The 16,579-nt window shown below is 58.0% G+C and carries 13 protein-coding genes; 2 read left to right on the top strand and 11 right to left on the bottom strand.

All coding sequences use genetic code 11. The features are described 5' to 3' along the window. Positions 1-128 precede the first annotated feature (128 nt). Both FRZ40_RS17800 and FRZ40_RS17805 read left to right on the top strand, forming a co-directional pair. On the top strand, positions 129-1,220 hold the full coding sequence (locus tag FRZ40_RS17800) for an acyltransferase family protein (RefSeq protein ID WP_147235012.1): 1,092 nt from the start codon (positions 129-131) through the stop codon (positions 1,218-1,220). A 15-nt stretch (positions 1,221-1,235) separates the two neighbouring features. After that, positions 1,236-1,469 carry a hypothetical protein gene (locus FRZ40_RS17805; protein WP_147235013.1) on the top strand — a complete coding sequence of 78 codons (234 nt, stop codon included), beginning with the start codon at positions 1,236-1,238 and terminating at the stop codon, positions 1,467-1,469. A 344-nt stretch (positions 1,470-1,813) separates the two neighbouring features. Here the strand turns inward: FRZ40_RS17805 and FRZ40_RS17810 are convergent, their stop codons facing one another. The 11 genes from FRZ40_RS17810 to FRZ40_RS17855 all read right to left on the bottom strand — a co-directional run bounded on the left by FRZ40_RS17810 (position 1,814) and on the right by FRZ40_RS17855 (position 16,576). Beyond that, on the bottom strand, positions 1,814-2,902 hold the full coding sequence (locus FRZ40_RS17810) for a glycosyltransferase family 4 protein (RefSeq protein ID WP_147235014.1): 1,089 nt from the start codon (positions 2,900-2,902) through the stop codon (positions 1,814-1,816). 93 nt (positions 2,903-2,995) lie between these two features. Then, positions 2,996-4,522: a mannose-1-phosphate guanylyltransferase/mannose-6-phosphate isomerase gene (locus FRZ40_RS17815; protein ID WP_147235015.1), complete on the bottom strand. Its 1,527-nt coding sequence runs from the start codon at positions 4,520-4,522 to the stop codon at positions 2,996-2,998. Between the two features lie 57 nt (positions 4,523-4,579). Next, on the bottom strand, positions 4,580-7,081 hold the full coding sequence (locus FRZ40_RS17820) for a glycosyltransferase family 4 protein (RefSeq protein WP_147235016.1): 2,502 nt from the start codon (positions 7,079-7,081) through the stop codon (positions 4,580-4,582). After that, positions 7,078-8,556 (bottom strand): oligosaccharide flippase family protein, encoded by a 1,479-nt coding sequence (locus FRZ40_RS17825; RefSeq protein ID WP_147233342.1) that lies wholly within the window; start codon positions 8,554-8,556, stop codon positions 7,078-7,080. The genes FRZ40_RS17820 and FRZ40_RS17825 overlap by 4 nt, the downstream gene beginning before the upstream one ends. A gap of 275 nt (positions 8,557-8,831) precedes the next feature. After that, entirely contained in the window at positions 8,832-10,004 is a 1,173-nt protein-coding gene (locus FRZ40_RS17830; protein WP_147235017.1) for a glycosyltransferase family 4 protein, read from the bottom strand. Positions 10,005-10,054: 50 nt separating this feature from the next. Further along, on the bottom strand, positions 10,055-11,257 hold the full coding sequence (locus FRZ40_RS17835) for a glycosyltransferase family 4 protein (RefSeq protein WP_240057220.1): 1,203 nt from the start codon (positions 11,255-11,257) through the stop codon (positions 10,055-10,057). Beyond that, positions 11,258-11,392 (bottom strand): hypothetical protein, encoded by a 135-nt coding sequence (locus FRZ40_RS45760; RefSeq protein WP_275671027.1) that lies wholly within the window; start codon positions 11,390-11,392, stop codon positions 11,258-11,260. A gap of 24 nt (positions 11,393-11,416) precedes the next feature. Beyond that, positions 11,417-12,367, bottom strand: a complete 951-nt coding sequence (locus tag FRZ40_RS17840; RefSeq protein ID WP_147235018.1) for a glycosyltransferase family 2 protein — start codon at positions 12,365-12,367, stop codon at positions 11,417-11,419. Between the two features lie 269 nt (positions 12,368-12,636). Then, positions 12,637-12,828: a hypothetical protein gene (locus tag FRZ40_RS17845; protein ID WP_147235019.1), complete on the bottom strand. Its 192-nt coding sequence runs from the start codon at positions 12,826-12,828 to the stop codon at positions 12,637-12,639. Positions 12,829-12,837: 9 nt separating this feature from the next. Next, entirely contained in the window at positions 12,838-14,286 is a 1,449-nt protein-coding gene (locus tag FRZ40_RS17850) for a glucose-6-phosphate isomerase (protein WP_147235020.1), read from the bottom strand. A gap of 67 nt (positions 14,287-14,353) precedes the next feature. Continuing rightward, a complete protein-coding gene (locus tag FRZ40_RS17855; RefSeq protein ID WP_147235021.1) occupies positions 14,354-16,576 on the bottom strand; it encodes a polysaccharide biosynthesis tyrosine autokinase in 2,223 nt (740 codons plus the stop codon). Positions 16,577-16,579: the final 3 nt, after the last annotated feature.

The raw sequence follows: 16,579 nt of genomic DNA on the forward strand, positions 1-16,579 counted from the left end.
CCGTTGCAGTCGTAGTCACAATAGTCCCGCTTTAAAGCGTTCTGCGACGTTTCCTCGAACGACCATCAAGCTACATAGGTAGTTATCCTATTTATATTCTCAATCTTTATCGGATTGGAGATGATCAATTGAAATTTAACGATGATAGGTACGCAACCCTTGACGGCATGAGGGGTGTAGCCGCGCTCTGCGTAGTGGCACTTCACGTACGGATGTTGTTCTCGTGGCACGAATTTACCCATGCATATCTCGCCGTCGACCTGTTTTTTGCTATCAGTGGCTTCGTTCTTGCGCGCACATACGAGAAACGAATACTGGCGGGCGAGCTTAGTGCCATCGAATTTATGCGGCTACGTGCCATACGGCTGTATCCTCTCTACCTGCTCGGGCTGGTCGCTGGTGCAATTGCCGCATACACGCTTTGGCGATACGGCATGCAACCCACCAATCATCCTATACTGAAGATTGGTGGGGAAACGCTTGTGGCGTTGCTGCTGCTGCCCGCACCTTTTGCGCATCATCTATATCCAACGAACGGACCTTGTTGGTCCCTATTCGCCGAACTCCTTGCCAACGCCGCTTATGCCTGTTTTCTTCCTCGATTGACGAATCGCATTCTGGGCGTCGTTATTGTCATGACGTGGTGCGCGGTTCTGGCGATCGTGATGCTCGGAAACTTCAGTAACGGTTACGCTTGGAAAGGCGCGTACGTTGGTATGGTGCGTGTGATTTTTTCGTTTTCAATTGGCGTTTTGATCCACAGACTCGCGCCAACGACACGCTTCAGAAGCAACGCTGGCTCGCTACTCATTGTTGCGCTCGCGCTCCTGACGATATCTATTAACGTACCGGAACGATTCGAACATCTCTATATTTTGGCTTCCGTGACTGCAATAATTCCCCTAATCACATGGTTTGCGGTGCACGTCGAGCCGGCGGTGGCAGTTCGCAAGGTTTGGATTTTCACAGGGGCCGTTTCGTATGGGGTATATGTACTGCATGAACCAATAGGCGCTCTCCTCGAAATAGTCCTTAGCCGCGACTTCCACGTTTCTCGATCAGTGATGATCTTCATGAGCATCCCGTTCTTGTCCGGACTGATTGTTCTGGTCGCAGTCCTGAATCGCTCGTACGACACCGCGTTCCGTCGCATTTTATTGCAGTATGCCGTGCCACACGATCGGCGACATAGCAGCATGAACTTGCCTGGAGCCGACTAGAAAATTAGTGACCAGATGCAGGTCGATCAGGCCAAACAGCCGCGACACGACCGGCCCGTCCGCGAAGTTGTCAAATGCAGCCGCTGGCTGCTGCTGTGCGACCCTAACAACCTCGAGCCAGCCCAGTCCGTGCATCTGAAAGAACTGCTGGTTGCCAGCCAGCCGATGTTGTGCGAAGGCGACTACTCGGCACGAAAGCGTGAAGCTAGTATGGAGGTGCCGGACTTCAGTCGATCACGGCAACGGTAACGGATGTGCCAGTGCACGCTATCGACAGCGTCACAGCAGGAACCCAAAGAATCAAAGAGAGAGTTCATCAATGTTGGGCGTTCTTTCTACTTCGCCATTCATTCTCTGGAGCACCCTTCCCTTCCTTTGTTGCATATGCAGCGTCAGATCCGTAGCTACGCCTTGCTGACACACCGGGCCAGTTCCCGCTTACTACATTGGATCGCCGTTTCCAAGATCATAGACATCTGCTGGCGCTTCGCGTAACGCCGGCCAACGAACAGAACTGCTTGCCGGTAGAAAACACGCGCGCCAAGTGCCGGAATTCACGAGATTAGTGAGCAGGCGGCACTTCAAACTAATAGTCAGTTACGCATGCTGCTGTGCTCGCCAAGGCACCTGATCGCACGCCGATAAACTGTGAGATATTGTTCGCAAACGTATTCGACGGAAAATTCGCTTAACCCGATGCGACTCCGTTGACGATACGATTCCCGCAGATCATGGTCATCCAACATCCTACATATTGCATCCGCAAGCGTTTCCGGGCGTCTTACTGGGATCAATACGCCCGCACGCCCAAAATCGAGCATTTCCGGGTTTCCGTCCACATCCGTAGCAATGATCGCGCAACCGGCCTCCCGCGCCTCTACCAAAGCCAACGCACCTGACTCGTTGTGAGAGGCTAGTACAAACACATCCGAGCTTTGAAGATAAGCATGCGGATCAGCGACAAATCCAGTGAAGCGAACACGTTTTTCCAGCTTCAAATCTCGTACGAGTGCTTCCATAGCGGGTCTATCTGGTCCATCGCCAATCAAATATAGTCTGCTTTCCGGGAAGCGACCATTAACTATCGAAAATGCCAAGATAAGATCACGGATACCTTTACGCTCATACATTCCGGCAACGGTTACGATGCATGGGCGCTTCAGCGTCTCCGCGGGCAGCAATTCCACCGGCGAGCGTCGGGGTGAACCGATCGTTCCATTTCTCACGACCTCGATCTTAGATTTTGATATCCCTCGATTCCCCATGGACTTCGCAACGTCTTTTGTGACACAAACTACACGATCACCTAACCTCATTAAAGATGCGCTTCTTTGAAAAACATTGTGCACGGTCGCTAACAATACATAGTTACGCTTCATCGAAGCAAACCGGCCGATCAGAACCCCCGTAACCATATGTGCATGCACAACATCGGGCTGGCACTCATGCGTCAATTTTCGAAACGCACGTATCATGGAAAAAATCCGCCAAACGCTAGATGACTGTGTCAACTGAAACGTCTTCACCCCATGACTGTTTAACAATTCGTCGAATTCCCCGCCCGACGTTGCAACAACGACGTCATTCCCGGCTTTGGCTTGAGTACAAGCCAAGTCAACCATCATGTTGACAATTCCATTGCCGGTATTTCTGATGTGATTCGCGAGATGCACAATACGCATTACTAATTATCCAGTGAAATCAAGCCTGCTGTTTTGGTGCGATGTTGCGGATTGGTGATCGACGGCTCAGTAGATTTTTATGCCGCTTGGCACTCACCGTCTCCCATATGAATCCTCGAGCCTCACTATGTCATCTTCACCAAGATAGGAACCTGATTGAACCTCGATCATCTCAAGTGGAATCCGACCCGGATTTTCAAGGCGATGAACCACACCCAGCGGAATATAGGTTGACTGATTCTCCGAAACCGTGAAACGTTCTTCTCCACGGGTGACATATGCCGTGCCACGTACCACGATCCAATGCTCCGCGCGATGATGGTGCATTTGCAGTGACAACGCTTCGCCCGGATTCACGACGATGCGCTTCACCTGAAAGCGCTCACCCTTGTCGATCGAGTCGTAATATCCCCAAGGCCGATGAACTTTCCGGTGGTTGACCGTCAATTCAACGTGGCTATCGCATATCCGCTCGACGAGTTTTTTCACATCTTGCACGGCGGACCTATTCGCAACAAGGATTGCATCCGGTGTCTCGACTACGACAATATCACTGGTACCCACACATGCCACAAGGCGATCGCCGGAGTGCACAAGTGTTGACGACGCGCCTTCAAATATGACCATGCCATTGCCTCCGCTTGCGTTACCCTGCGGATCCTTGTTCATAATTTTCCAGATTGCGTCCCAGGTTCCGAGATCGGACCATCCCGCATCGATTGGAACAACGACGCCTGCACATATCGAATCGCGACATCCAAGCTTTTCCATTACGGCATAATCTATCGAGTCCGACGGCGACGATTCAAATGCCTCACGTTCCAATCGGAAGAAATCTCGGTCGGAGCTTCCGTTTTTGTACGCCGAATCACATGCCGACGATATTTCCGGATGGTAGTGATGGATCGCTCTCAACCAAACAGATGCACACATGATGAAGATGCCACTATTCCAACAGTAATTTCCTGAATCCAGGTATTCCTGCGCAACTTCGAATGACGGCTTTTCTACGAATCCGTCTAACTGTCGGATCCCGCCATTGTTAAGGCTGCCGATTGTCAAGCCAAGACGAATATAGCCATAGCCTGTTTCGGGCCTATCGGGCACGACTCCCAGCGTCACTACGTTCCCCTTCTCCGCATATGCAACGCCTGCCTCGACAGCTGACTGAAATGAGCGAATGTCGTCGAACGAGTGGTCTGCCGGCATCACGACCATAATGCCATCGCCGTGTCGTGCAACAATCGACAGAGCCGCAACTGTCAAAGCCGGCGCAGTATTTCTGGAGGACGGTTCCAGAATTATCCTGTGCGGCTTTCCGCAGACGCGCAACTGCTCTGCAGTTTCAAAGCGATGTTCCTCATTGCATACGACAGTCAAAACTTGATTAACCTGGATACCTGATGAGAGGTTATCCACACGTTTCACGGTCGACTGTAGTAAAGAATCTTCGCCGACTAGTGGAATCAGTTGCTTCGGACGCCGCTGCCGGGACACTGGCCAAAGACGTGTCCCGGATCCGCCCGCGAGAACCACCGAATGAACCATTAGTGGCATACCCACACTCTCACTCTCCCGCGATTCGTCATCAGCTTCTAGAAGTTCGACGGTTTCTTTCATTTTGATACTCATTGTTTGTTACTTCTTGATAGTTGAAGTAGCCGGACTCAGGTCAATCTAGACTAAGACTCTTGTTAAATGGCCAGCGCCCGCCACATTCGCCAGAATCCGCTCGACACCTTCGACATACGCCTGCGTGCCGAACTTGCGCACGGCCGTCTGATAGCCGCGCGCGACGAGCCGGTCGCGCAAGGCCTGATCCGAGCGCAGCTCCGCAAGCGTATCGGCGAGCGCATGCGCATCGCCCGGCGTACACATCACGCCGTTCACGCCGTCGTCGATGATCTCCGTCACGCCGCCTGCGCGCGAGGCCACCACGGGCCGCTGCGCGAGCATCCCTTCGACGATCACGCGGCCGAACGGCTCGGGCGTGATCGACGTATGCGCGACCACGTCGACGGCGCACATGCACGCGGCGACGTCGTCCTGGAAGCCCAGGAAATGCACGCGCTCTTCGAGTCCGTGCGCCGCGACGAACGCGTGCAGCTTCGCCTCGTACGCGTCTTCGCCGAACAGCGGCGCGCCCACCAGCACGGCATGCATGTGCGGATTGAGCACCATCGCCTCGAGCAGCACATGCTGCCCCTTCCATTGCGCGAGCCGGCTGAACGAGCCGACGAGGAAGGCATCCTGCGGCAGATTCAGCCGCGCGCGCAGCACGCTTTGCGGCACATCGCGCAGCGCATTGAACGGCGCGCTGGAAATGCCGTTGAACACGACGTCGATGCGCTGGTCGCCGAACTGCGTCAGCTCGGCAAACGCGCGCGCCGAAGCGGCCGAATTGGCGATCACGTGCGCGAGGCCGAACTTCGCGCACCACTTGATGATCGCGAGCTGCTTGCTGCCGAAATGCTCGGGGCTCACGATATCGCGCAGATGCCAGACCACCGGGCGTCGCGCAAAGCGTCCCGCGAGCGCGCCGATCACCATCGCGCGCTGCGTGTTCGCGTAGATCACGTCGCTCTGCCGGGCGCGTGCGACGGTCGCCCGCACCAGCGACGCAACGCCCTTCACCGCTTTCGCCAGCGGCGGCGTGCCACCCTGCTTGCGGACTTCGCGTATCGCGCCGGGATCGAGCACGTCGACGGCCACGCCTTCGCGACGCAGCGCCACGCGGAACGGACCGTCGTCGAACAGCACGACCTGCACGCGCGCCTTGAGCGCCTTCACGATCTCCAGCAGCGACAGTTCGGCGCCGCCCATCACGCCGCTCTGATCGATCGCGAGCACGCGCAATGCGCTCGATGCCTGCTGCTGTTCTTTGCCGATCACGGGCGGATCGTCGGACGGCAGCGTCGCGCCGCGCAACGCCGGCACCGACTCGCGCACGAAGCCGAAGAAGCGCTCGCGGAAATGGCGAATCGAAAAGCGCTCCGCATTCGCGCGGCAATCTGCGGGCCGAAAGCGCGTGGGATCGCTGGCGAAATGCTCGACCGCGTCGATGATCGACCCGGTTGTCTGCTCGTTGAAGAAGATGCCCGTGGGATGCGGTTCATACTGGTCGCGCACGGTCTCGAGCGCCCCGCCCTTGCCGTACGCGATGACGGGCGTGCCGCAGGCCTGCGCCTCCACCACGGAAATGCCGAAGTCCTCTTCCGCCGCGAACACGAACGCCTTCGCGCGGCGCATGTGATCGCGCAGCACATCGAAAGGCTGATAGCCCATGATCTGCACGTTGGGGGTCGCCTTCTCGCGCACCTTCTGCATGTCGGGGCCGTCGCCGATCACGACGAGCTTGCGTTCGGGCATCTGTGCGAACGCCTCGACGATCAGATCGATCTTCTTGTACGGCACCATGCGCGATGCCGTCAGATAGAAGTCTTCCCTGGTTTCGCAGAGCGAGAACGCATCCACGTCCACGGGCGGAAAGATCACCTCGGACTCGCGCTGATAGACCTTGCGGATGCGGCGCGAAATGAACGCCGAGTTGGCGACGAATGCGTCGACGGAATTGGACGTGCGGATATCCCAGTTGCGCATGTAGTGCAGGATGAGCCGTGCGAACGCCGACTTCGGTCCGCTCGTCAGCTTCGACTGTTGAAGGTATTGATGCTGCAAGTCCCACGCGTAGCGAATGGGCGAATGCACGTAGCTGATATGCACCTGGTCCGGTCCCGTCAGCACGCCCTTCGCCACGGCATGGCTGCTGGAGATCACGACGTCGTACGCGGACACGTCGAGCTGCTCGATCGCGAGCGGCATCAGCGGCAGATACGCGCGGTACTTCGTGCGCGCCATCGGCAGCTTCTGGATGAACGACGTCGTTACGGACTTGCCGCGCAGGAACGTGCGGTCGTCGAGAAAGTCGACGAGGCTGAACAGATCGGCGTCCGGAAAGCACGCGACGATCTGTTCGAGCACGCGCTCGGCGCCCGCGTAGGTGACGAGCCAGTCGTGAATGATCGCGACGCGCACGGGGCCGACGCTGCGTGCGCCGCGCCGTTGTGCGGGCGTCGCGGGCGGCCTGGCACCGGGCGTGGCGGGGATGAGATCGTGGCCTGCATCGCGCGTCACGGGCGTGGGACGCAGCAGGTCTTCTTCAACGAGATCGTGGTTCATGCGCTATTCCTCGGATTGAGTCGCAACTTCAGACGCGCAAGCAGCGAACGCGCAAGATCGCGCAATGCAGGGGTCATCGTGAGCGACCACGCGACGTTCGCGCTCACGACGAGCACGCCCGCGGCAATGGCCATCGGCAGGCTGGACAGCAAGGTGGCGAGCCACAACGTGCCCGCCAGGAAAGCGAGGTGTGCGCACATGTCGAGCACGATCGGGCGCGCGTGAATCGCAGAGAGGCGCAACAGCACGACGTAGTCGAACAGTCCGCGCGCGGCGACGACGACGGCCGCGCCCGTCAGACCGAAATGCGCGATGCCGTACCACAGCGCGGCCGCGAAGAACGGCAGTTCGAACAGGCCGAGACGCGCGGCCGATGCGGGATGCACCTGCGACTGAATGAGGATGCGTGCGAGGTTCGCCTGACCGACGAGCCACACGGAGATGATCAGGATGCGTCCGACGGGCCCTGCCGCGTCGGCGACTTCGCTGCCGACCCACGCATGCAGGAACGGTTCGAGCACGATGATCGCGACGAGCGCGACGGGCGTGAACACGCCGTTCAGGAACTCGAGCGACTGGCGCATGATGACGTCGGCATCGTCGCGGCCCACGGCGGACAGCCGCGGAAACAGCGTGCGCAGCATCGCGGTGGGCACGATGTTCAGACGCGTGACGAGGTTCTGCGGCACCGTGTAATACGTGACGAAACGCGCGCCGAGACTCGTGCCGAGCATCACGCGGTCGAGCGATTCGGCGACCATGCCCGTGATGCTCGCAATCAGCATCCAGCCGCCGAAATTGAACAGGCCCTTCGCCACCGCGAATTGCGGCGCCCGCAACCGGCGGATGCCGAGCACGCTGATTGCGGAGCGTCCCAGCAGGATCGCCGCAAGCAGACGTGCGAGGACGGCGGCCGCGAGCACGTTCTGCAACGTCGGCCCCATCATCCATGCGGCGGCGAGCGGCAAGAGCTGGAACAGGAAGGTGCCGAGCGTCTGGTTCGTGTTGTAGATGCCGAAGCGTTCCGCGCCGTTGATTGCGCCCGCGAACACCCACGACACGTTGGCAAGCGGTATCGCCACCGCGAGCCACGGCAGCGCCATATAAACCTCGTGCTGCAGCTCGGGCGACACCTTCGAGAAGTACGCCGTATACAGCGCCGCCCCGAAGTAAATGACGAGCCCGCCGACGATGCCCGTCGCCAGATTGAGCCACGTCGCGCTCCAGAACACCTGCTCGCAGGCATCGGCGTCGTTCGACGCGCGCGCCTTCGAGATGTGGTTCTGCGCGGCCATGCTCATGCCGAGATCGAGGATGCTGAAGTAGCCGATCAGCGTCCAGACGAGACTGATTACGCCGTAGCGCTCGACGCCCAGCAGCTTGATGTACGACGGCACCGTGACGAGCGACACAAACGTCGGCAACACCAGTCCGATCAGGTTGATCACTACGTTTCTGAGGATGCCTTTGTCCATCGGAGTCCTTTTGAGTCAGTCATGCGTTGCCGCCTCGTACGTTCGGCATTTCGGTGACCATGCGTTGTTCCGAATTTCATCGGGATCTTGCAACGCACGGCATACTTTTCAAGTGGGGGTTTTTCCGTCTTACCGAACTTTCTTCATTTGAATATCTAAGTACTTCGAATCAATACGTTCTCCATGATTTCCTGATGCTAAGTAGACGACTATCGTTTGTCCCGCCATGCAGTCCTAATCGATTGACAAGCACAGGTCTGCAAGTACCAGTAGGATCAGGAAACGCGAACAACCTCTTGATACACATTGGCGATCTTCTTCGCGATCACCGTGTTGTCGAAGTGAACTCGCGCATATCCGCTGCACGCCTCGGAATCCGGCAGCTTCAGCGATCCGTCCAGTGCCTGACCGAGACCATCGGCAATTGCATGGGCACCCGTCGACGGCAGCACCAGATCTTGCGACAGCCCTGCCACCGCTTCCGGCAGCCCGCCCACGGGCGTCACCAGCACGGGCGTGCCCGAGGCCAGCGATTCGACGGTAATCAGGCCGAAGCCTTCGAGCGCCACCGTCGGCACGACGCTGATATCCGCCGCGCGATACAGCGATGCGAGATGTTCGTCGGGCACGAAGCCCAGCAGCTTCACGTTGTCGCCGAGGCCCGCATCGTCGATGCGCTGCTGCAACTCTTCCTGCAAGCGGCCCTTGCCCGCGATCAGCAGCAGCACCTCCGGCTGACGGCGCTTGACGATCTTCACGGCGTCGATCAGATCTTCGAGGCCCATACGCCGCACGAGACGCCGCACGGCCAGCACGATCGGCCGGCCAAGCGGCAGTTGCAGGCGCAGCCGCGCTTCGTTTTGCGTGAGGGGCAGATTGAACTGGTCGACGTTCACGCAGCCGGGCACGACGCGCACGCGGTCGGCGGGAATGCCGTAGCGCGACGTGAGAATGCGGCCGAACGCATCGGACAGCACGATCAGCCGCGAGGAGCGCGCATAGACGGTCTGCTCCAGGTAACTTTTCATGCGTCGACCCAGCGAACCGGGGCCCTCGACATGACTCTCTTCCGCCCAAGGTCCGTGAAAATGCGAGATCTGCGGGATGCCGCGCGTCACGTCGAGCCCGGGAAACGTGTACAGCGCGAAGTGCGACGAGATCACGTCGGGCCGCTGCTCGCGAATCTCACGGCGCAGTGCGCGGCGCGCGGCCATCAGGCGCATCGGCAGCGATTGCGACGCCGAACCGAAGCCGTTGATCGCGCCGTTCGTGTCGTGCGCGACACGCTCCGAGCCCGCGACCACGCCCCGCACTTCGACGCCCGCGCCGGGCAGCGCGCCGATCAGCGAGTAGTACATGCGGTCGAGACCGCCCGCGCGCTCGGGAAACCAGTGCATGCCGATTTGCAGCGATTTGATAGCACGAGAGCAAGCCTTGTTGTGTTCCATGTGTGAAATATGTCGAGAGGATCGTGAATTTCTACAGCACTACAACGGCCCTAGCCGGTCTTGTTCGATCCAGCCAACGCAGCTCGATTCGCACCTACTGCAACCGGCATTAAGCTATCGTGCTGCTCGTTGATCTTTCGATACAGCGCGATGTACTGCCGCGCCATGCGCGCCCAGCCGAAGCGCGTCGCGAGTTCGTTGGCCGCGCGGCCCATCGCGAGGCGCTCGTCATCGTTCGATGCGAGACGCCCGACGGCCTGCGCCAGCGCCTTTGGATCGTCGGGATCGTCGAGCACGATGCCGCACTCGGGCGTGATGATCTCCGCCCCGCCCGCCGTATGTGCCGTCACGACGGGCAGGCCGGCTGCCATCGCTTCGAGCAGCGACAGGCTCATCGCCTCGTAGCGCGACGGAAACACAAACGCATCGACGGAATGCATCAGCACGGGCATCTCTTTCACGAGCCCCAGAAAATGCACGCGGTCCGCGATGCCGAGGGCCTTCGCTTCTTCGGGATACGGACTGCCGGGCAGATACCCCGCCACGGCGATATGCACGCGTTCGGGCAGATGCGTCAGCGCCTTCAGCACCGTGCCGAGGTTCTTGCGCGGCGTGCGCAGATCGCCGACGAACAGCAGCAGGAACTTGTCCTCGGGCAGCTTGAAGCGCGAGCGGTTGCCTTGCGCTGCCGCAAAGCCCTGCGTATCGACGCCGTTGTAGATCACGTCGAGCCGGTTGTCCGGCGTCAGTCCGATCGCGGCGACCTCCGCGGCGACCTTCTGCGACACGGCCGTAATCACACGCGAGCGCCGGTACGCCCAGCCTTCGAGTACGGCATTGGCGCGCGTATAGATGAACTGATACGCGGACCACAGGCCCTTGCCGAGACCGAACGGGTAGTACTTGCTCCTGAACCAGCCCGTGTGCACGAAGTGCGCAGTGTTGACGTCGGCGGGCATCCACGTGATGAAGCCGTTGACGTGCAGCACGTCGTATTCGCGCCGATGCATGCGCAGCCACAATGCGCTCTTGAGCGCGAACACCTGCTGGCGCAGCAGATTGGTCGGCCAGAAGCGGCCGATCTTCACGGGCACCCAGCGCACGAGCGGATGCTGCAGCAGTTCGGGCGCAACGTGCGAAGCGACGAGCGTGACCTCGATGTTCTCGTCGAGCGCGGCGCGCGCGATCTCGTGATTGACGCGGCCCTGCCCGTCGTTATGACGCACCACGTGCGTGACGATGGCGACTCTCAATCAGTGGCCTCCATGAAAGAATGATGGACGGCGCCCGTTCAGCTTTTGCCAGTGCGCCGCGGAAATGATCGAAAACACGCCCATGAACAGCAGCAGGCCGCCCGTGCCGACGAGCGAATTGGTGAACACGAGCATCGCGAACGCACGTGTACGTCGCTTTCATGCGTGCACCCCCGCGCCGCGATGCGCTGCGTACGCGCGGCGTGCCTCGCGTGCGCCTGTGCGCACCGCGCGCCAGCGCGCGAGCTTCGTGCGCGCGCCTTTCGACGTCAGCGCGAGCACGGCGTGCAAGGCGCCCGGATAGACGCGCGTGCCGACGAGCGCATACCACCACCACGCGACTTCGCGCTGCGCAGGCGGCAACTGCTCGCGCAGGATCAGATGCAGGTTGTATGCGGCGTTGCGCACGGCCGTCATCGACTGCGCGTCGCGGCGGTCGTCGTCGAAACGCTCGGCGGGGAAATGATCGACGGCGACGCGCGGATCGTAGACGAGCTTCCAGCCCGCGTTCTTCACGCTCATGCTGAAAGCCATGTCGTTGTGCACCTGCGCGCCCGCGCCGCGCAGGCGGCCGTCGAAGCGGATCGAACGGATCGCGTCACGCCGGTAGCTCATGTTCGCGCCCTTGAGCAGATCGACTTCGCGCGCTTCGCCCACGCCCAGGTGGTGATTGCCGATGATCTTGCCCGACGCCGTCATCTTGCCGACCAGGAAGCGCGAGCCGTCGAGCACGCCGCCCTTCTGATGCACCCAGTCGCGTCCGCCGAGCGCGCCCAGCCGCGCATCGCCTTCGAAGGCCGCGCCGATGCGGCGCACCCAGTCGCCGTGCGGCGTGGCGTCGTCGTCGGTGATCGCGATCACGTCGCCCGTCGCGGCGTCGAGGCCGCAGTTCAAGGCGGCCACCTGGCCCGGCAGCTCGACGGGCGCGATGTTCAGCGGCAGCGCGCCGACCACGAGGGGATCGGCGAGGCACGCATGCGTCGCGTCATCGTCGGGCCGCGCGACCACCACGACTTCGTCGGGCACGCGCTCCTGTTTCTGCAAGGCGGCAAGACAGCGCGCGAGGTCTTTCGGCCGGCGATACGTCGGCACCAGTACCGTTATCTTCATTCTGTACTCTCCGTGGCTGATTGAAGGCGCACTGCGCGCAACAGGTGCTCAGGTATTCCTGAACTAATATGGAGATCGCAGGCCCTCGCCCCGATCGAATGAGTAGTATTTGTTCCCGAACCAGGCGGTGCGCACGAAGTGCGCTATGTTCGTGTCGGCGGCGATTCGCATGATGAAGCCATTAACGTGAAGCGGGTCACACTTACGGCAATCCTTGTGCAGCCACCACGCGCTCCCGCGTGCGAACACCTGGCGGCGCAGCGGATCGGTCAACCAGAAACCGGGGGATTTTCGCGGACACCCAGCGCATCAGCGGATACTGCAGCAGTAAGCACGCGCCGTGTGATGCGATGAACGTGAACCCACGCGCCGTTATCAAGCACCGATTTAACGATCTTGTAGCTAACACGCTCCCGTCTGTCGATATGCCGCACCGCTTTTGCGACGATTGCGAGTGTCACTTGCGGTCCTCACGAAGTTTGACCCGCCGCCCCAACATGCCTTTTCCAGTCGGCACCAGAGAGAATCGAGAAAATGCTTCCATAGAGGAGAAGTCCGCTCGTTCCAGTGAGCGAATTCGTAAACACGAGCATTGATACGACCGCGATGACAATTGAAAGGTTTGCGGATGCAAAGGCGTCGTCAGGCAAGCGGAACGAACTTAATGCAGCTCGTAGCATGAGACAGGCAAAACCTGATAGGTAGAGCAACGTTCCCGGCCACCCTAAGACAAAAGGAATATTCATCACACCGCTGTCGAAACTTCCGTACTGACCGAGTTGCCCTGTGTCATTCGAAAGCTTTGTCGAAGTACCAGTTGCACCCATGCCTTCACCCGCCACATTAAAAAATGCCATGCTCGCAAACGCGGCATAGAAGTCGTTACGTGCGGAATAACTCTGATCGTCCTGAAGGTTAGAAAATGTCTGTATTCTTGCCTGCATCTTTTCCGCGACAGGTCCAATCATAAGAAATGGTATAGAGAGAATGCTCAGTGCAACCGCACCGGCGATGATGCGCATTCGCGTTTTGTAATCCGCTCTGGTTAGAATAACGACCAACGCAACGACCCATCCGCCCCATGCCGATCGAACGAGAGTCAAGGAGAACGACACGATGCCGGCCGTACCCGCAATCCAACGGCTCCATTCATTCGAGGCGGTAATGTAGATCATCGCTCCCATCAACACGAACGCTAACGGGCCCGGAGAGTTCATCGTGCTAAAGACACGTATACTGAATGGTACCGGCTCGCCGATCGAATTCATCTTGGCGTTCAACATCCAGAAGGCGTCCCATGGCGGCGCTATACAAAACTGCACTACACCGTAAATACCGGTGATCAGCATTCCCCACGTAAATGTCCTTATAACCTGTTCCCGATGCTCAACGTATCTATTCGAATAGACAAGTATGTGAAATCCAATAAAAATTGGATAAATCCAGTTAGCTAAATCATATATTGCTGCCAATGGCCCGCTTCTGACAACACCCACCATAAACGCATATACAAGCCCTCCTGTCATTAATACGATTGGCAAGCCGCGTCGTTGGGCCAAAACGCCGTGAAACCTAATTAGCGACAAGCCACTTATCATCGTCACGACAAGAGGCGCGATCTGAATGGGACTAGCAGGCGCGTATACTCCAGTTAGCCAGTCCGCCAACCGGCGGATTTCCGGGCTCAATAGCCAGAGTGACCATACATATCCAATGTATCGCATGGGGTGCTTAAAATACATCCATATGCCGATCAACACCGAGAGGACTGGAAATACCAGCACCAGCGCCATCCCCTGTCGAGCAAAAATCAGGATCAACGTGATCAACCAAAGCATCACAGGCGCCGACCACTCCTTGTCGACATCTTTGCGGATTCGAACTGCGCCCTTGTAACTCACGCGCATAATCGGAGGCATTCCTGTACCCCTTTCGCAATATCAGGATGGGTTGAAGTCACCTTCATTCGGAATTAAAAACCCTTACTCAGCTGGTCGATGCTTCAGTACTTAGGTAGCGGTGGATAGCTCCATATCCGTGACGACCGCTCGAAGAAATCCCGTTAAACACGCCACCTTTCAAATATACGCCGGCAGCCATCAGGCGCTTTATTGCGTCTGCTATTTCAAAGCGGCGATGCAACCCCGACCTCAAAACGAGGAAACATGACCCAGCGTGCTCCCCAACAAGGGATGCATCCGTCACCGCAAGTATTGGTGGCGTGTCAACAATCACTATTTCAAAGTTCTTTTCGAACTCCGACAAACAATGCTTGAACCGAAATGATGCAAGCAATTCCGCCGGATTCGTCGGCCTCTTACCGCACGGTATGAAGCTAAGATTGCCAAAACTTGTTTGACGGACTACATCGTCAATCTCGACTTTCTGCTCCAAAAGTTCTGACAAGCCATTCTCGGACGATCCGCCGACGTATCGCTCAAGTGCCCCTCTTCGCATATCGGCATCTATCATCAGCACCTTCTTCCCCGAGTTTGCAAGCAGGACCGCCAGATTGACGGTCAGAAAGCTTTTTCCAACACCGGCGACAGGGCCCGTCAACATGACGATTCGATTGCGTGCTTCCATCATCGTAAATTGCAATGACGTTCGCAGGCTACGAAGACTCTCCACGCAGGCATCAGTGGGATTAGCGTCTGCCAATACGGGCAAGCGTCGATCGATTCCGACCCTTGCGATGCTGGATTTCACTTGATGATCACTAAGCGGGATGATTCCGCAAATCGGAAGATTGAATAGGCGCTCAACCTCCTCCGGATCATCAACCCCCTTGAACAGTTTCCTTCGGGAAAGAATCAACGCTGCGCCGAGAATCAGTCCCAGCAAAGCCGCTGATGACAAGATCAATGGCTTCTTTGGTCTAACGGGCGTCCCGGACCTCAACGCAACATCGACGATCTGCGCATTGCCTCCGATTCCGGCTTTTTGTACCGACAATTCCTGTTCTCGAGTGAGCACGAGTTCATAGATTGCAGCGGCAACCTTTGCATCACGCTGTAACTTCACAGCCTGAACTTCGGTTTCAGGCAGGCTACGAAAGCGAATCTCATATCGATCACGTTGCGCCTGTAACTGCGCGATCTGTTCGCGAGTCGCCTTGAGCAAAGGATGATCATCTCCAAAGCGTTGCTGCAAGGCCGCAACCTGCAGACGCAACGCAGAGATTTGTTGTTCATATTCAACGCTGCCTGCAAGATAGACCTTGGCCTCTTCCCCTGCAGTGATCGATCCGGACCTCCGTTGATATTCAGCCAACGCGATCTCGGCCTTGTCCAACTCAGCTCTCAATCTAGGTTCTTCGCTCTTAAGGAACGACAGCATGTTTTGAGCATTTGCCTGTTTGCTCTCTACATGGTGACGAAGGTATGACTGCGCCAGATCATTGGCGACGTCCGCAGCAAATTTCGGATCCTCACTTTCCATCGACACATCGACAAGGCCGGTCAGCTTGCCTTGCTCCTGCACTTGTACAGATTTTCGAAATCCATTAACCGCGTCGACATCATTGATTCGAGTCACGTAAAACCGCGTTCCGGGAAATGCAGTCAACCTATTAACTAGAAGGGTGACGCCGTGACCGCTAGAAACCTGTCCTACCCGGCCATTCACCAGCAACTCCCCATTTTGGCCAAGTAATTCATACTGCCCTGCACTCTGACTGGTTAGCGTCAGCTGTCTCCCTTCTAATGCGGGCGGTACCTCAACTCGTTCCACATCGACAATTTCTCCTCCCCACGCAAAGGAAGACAACCCAAACCAAGCGTTCCCGGGCTCACCAGGTGTTGCCAGTGAAGACGCGATCCGACCGAGCACAGGAACCGTCTTAGGCTCGACGCGAAAATTGAGTTTGAAATTTTTAACAACCGGCGCCATGACATCGCGACTTTGAATAATCGCGATTTCCGCGTCGCTAGGGATCGGAGCCATGGCACTCGCGACGCTACGTAGCTGCGTCAACTCCTGAGTAGAGTCGTCGCCCTGTTCTATTTTTATGAGTGCGTCGGCAAGATAGACGGGCTTAGCAAGCAGGCAATAGATTCCCGCCAGTGTGAGTGCGACGAAAATAAAGCCAACCAGCCACCAGATATCTTCCACTATGACACGAACCAGATCGCCGAGAACGACGTCCTCATCAGGATCGGGGCGGACGTGGGAATTCGGACTCCCGCTGCGTTTTACGTCTGTATTCACAAC

The sequence above is a fragment of the Paraburkholderia azotifigens genome (assembly GCF_007995085.1).
Taxonomy (GTDB): Bacteria; Pseudomonadota; Gammaproteobacteria; order Burkholderiales; family Burkholderiaceae; genus Paraburkholderia; species Paraburkholderia azotifigens.